The sequence below is a fragment of the Streptomyces sp. genome, from assembly GCF_031178505.1.
Lineage (GTDB): Bacteria > Actinomycetota > Actinomycetes > Streptomycetales > Streptomycetaceae > Streptomyces > Streptomyces gulbargensis.
Map to the genome: position 1 here is coordinate 1 of NZ_JAPSIW010000957.1, position 2,177 is coordinate 2,177.

Annotated in this window: 3 protein-coding genes; 1 reads left to right on the forward strand and 2 read right to left on the reverse strand. The window is 71.1% G+C overall.

All coding sequences use genetic code 11. The features are described from left to right. Nucleotides 1-536, reverse strand: a 536-nt coding sequence (locus RIF68_RS34995) for a redox-sensing transcriptional repressor Rex (protein ID WP_309055577.1), incomplete at its 3' end; no start/stop codon positions are given. 272 nt (nt 537-808) lie between these two features. Continuing rightward, nucleotides 809-1,090 (reverse strand): glutaredoxin family protein, encoded by a 282-nt coding sequence (locus tag RIF68_RS35000; protein ID WP_309055579.1) that lies wholly within the window; start codon nt 1,088-1,090, stop codon nt 809-811. A gap of 110 nt (nt 1,091-1,200) precedes the next feature. Between RIF68_RS35000 and RIF68_RS35005 the strand changes: the two genes are divergently transcribed. Then, nucleotides 1,201-2,177 (forward strand): HAD-IB family hydrolase (locus tag RIF68_RS35005; protein WP_309055581.1); only part of this gene is annotated, 977 nt, incomplete at its 3' end.

Sequence of the window (2,177 nt, forward strand, 5' to 3'; positions counted from 1 at the left end):
CCGGCGGCCACGAGCCGGTCGCAGACCTGCTGGGCGGCGCCGGCCGGGGTGGCGATGACGCCGATGGAGACCCGGTCCTCCTCGATGATCTTCTCGAGGTCGTCGGTGTGCTGCACGGGCATGCCGGCGACCGGCTTGCCCGCCATCGCCGGGTCGGCGTCGATCAGCGCGGCGACGCGGAAGCCACGGGAGGCGAACCCGCCGTAGTTGGCGAGGGCCGCGCCGAGGTTTCCGATGCCGACGATGACCACGGGCCAGTCCTGGGTCAGGCCCAGTTCCCGGGAGATCTGGTAGACGAGGTACTCGACGTCGTACCCGACACCACGGGTGCCGTACGAGCCGAGGTAGCTGAAGTCCTTGCGCAGCTTCGCGGAGTTGACGCCGGCCGCGGCCGCGAGCTCCTCGGAGGAGACCGTGGGTACGGAGCGTTCCGACAGCGCGGTGAGTGCGCGCAGGTACAGCGGAAGCCGGGCGACGGTGGCCTCGGGAATTCCTCGGCTACGGGTCGCCGGTCGGTGAGTTCGGCCAGTTGCCACGGTGCTCCTGCGGGATGAGCGGGGCTGTAGGCGGCCATATGTCCCAAGACCGCCCCGTCGACAGCAGGCTATGTCTTTGTGAACGCGTGCACAAAGATGGTGTCCGATTTGTCTGCCCAAAGTGACCGGGGTCACGCGGCCGGTTCCCTGTATGACGGAACCGCGGAGCACCGCGGAGCGTTGACATCCCGAAGGGGGCAAAGCCGCACACTCTCCTCACGAGCTCGCCCCCGAAACCCAACAAAACGTCCACGATGGTAACCGGGTTTCGGTCACCCACCCAGTTCACGCCGGAGCCGCTCGGCGTCCACCCGCCAGAAGGTGTGCTGCTCGCCGTCGATCAGAACGACGGGGATCTGCTCCCAGTACGCCCGGTGAAGCGCCTCGTCGCGCGTGATGTCCTTCTCCTCCCAGACCGCCCCGGTCTCGGCGCAGACCGCCTCGATCACCGCCCGGGCGTCGTCGCAGAGGTGACATCCCGGCTTGCCGATCAGTGTCACGGTGCGGGGCGACACGGGATCCTTCTTCTTCGTCCGTCCGAACATGCCGTCCATTCTGCGCGCCGCCCGCCCCGTCCCCGGCCACCGAGGGGAGTCACCCGGTGTTCACGCCTCCGCAGTCCCACAAGTCGGGAAGTTCTGAGCGGACTGGCTATGCTCACAGCATGTCCCTCCCGTCGCCCGACCACCGCCCCGGTTGGAACCCCTACGGGACGCCCCCTCGCTGGGGATGGCTCACCCGCCGCGGGCGCTCCGCCACGGCCCGCAGCGTCCTGGCCGGCGAGGCCGCCGCCGAGGCCGCCCGCAAGACCTCCCTCCAGCTGGAGCACGAGCGGGAGGAGGGAGCCGCGGGACCCGCGGAACCGGAGTTCCCGGTCGCCGGGGACGTCCGCGCCGCCGCCTTCTTCGACCTCGACAACACCGTCATGCAGGGCGCCGCGATCTTCCATCTCGGCCGCGGCCTCTACAAGCGGCAGTTCTTCCAGCGCCGGGAGCTCGCCCGCTTCGCCTGGCAGCAGACCTGGTTCCGGCTGGCCGGCGTCGAGGACCCCGGTCACATGCAGGACGCCCGCGAGAGCGCCCTGTCCATCGTCAAGGGCCACCGCGTCTCCGAGCTGATGTCGATCGGCGAGGAGATCTACGACGAGTACATGGCCGGCCGCATCTGGCCGGGCACCCGCGCCCTCGCCCAGGCCCACCTGGACGCGGGCCAGAAGGTCTGGCTCGTCACCGCCGCCCCCGTCGAGACCGCCACGATCATCGCCCGCCGCCTCGGCCTCACCGGCGCGCTCGGCACGGTCGCCGAGTCCGTCGACGGCGTCTACACCGGCAAGCTCGTCGGCGAACCCCTGCACGGTCCCGCCAAGGCGGAGGCGGTACGGGCGCTCGCCGCCGCCGAGGGACTCGACCTCGCCCGCTGCGCCGCGTACAGCGACTCCCACAACGACATCCCGATGCTCTCGCTCGTCGGGCACCCGTACGCCATCAACCCGGACGCCAAGCTGCGCAGGCACGCCAAGGAGCGGGACTGGCGGCTGCGGGACTACCGGACGGGCCGCAAGGCGGCCAAGGTCGGCATCCCGGCCGCCGCGGGCCTGGGCGCCGTGGCCGGCGGTACGGCCGCGGCGGTCGCGCTGCACCG

Bases quoted from the DNA above. Each gene is read 5' to 3' on its own strand.
- RIF68_RS35000 (WP_309055579.1), bottom strand. From the start codon at position 1,090: ATGGACGGCATGTTCGGACGGACGAAGAAGAAGGATCCCGTGTCGCCC.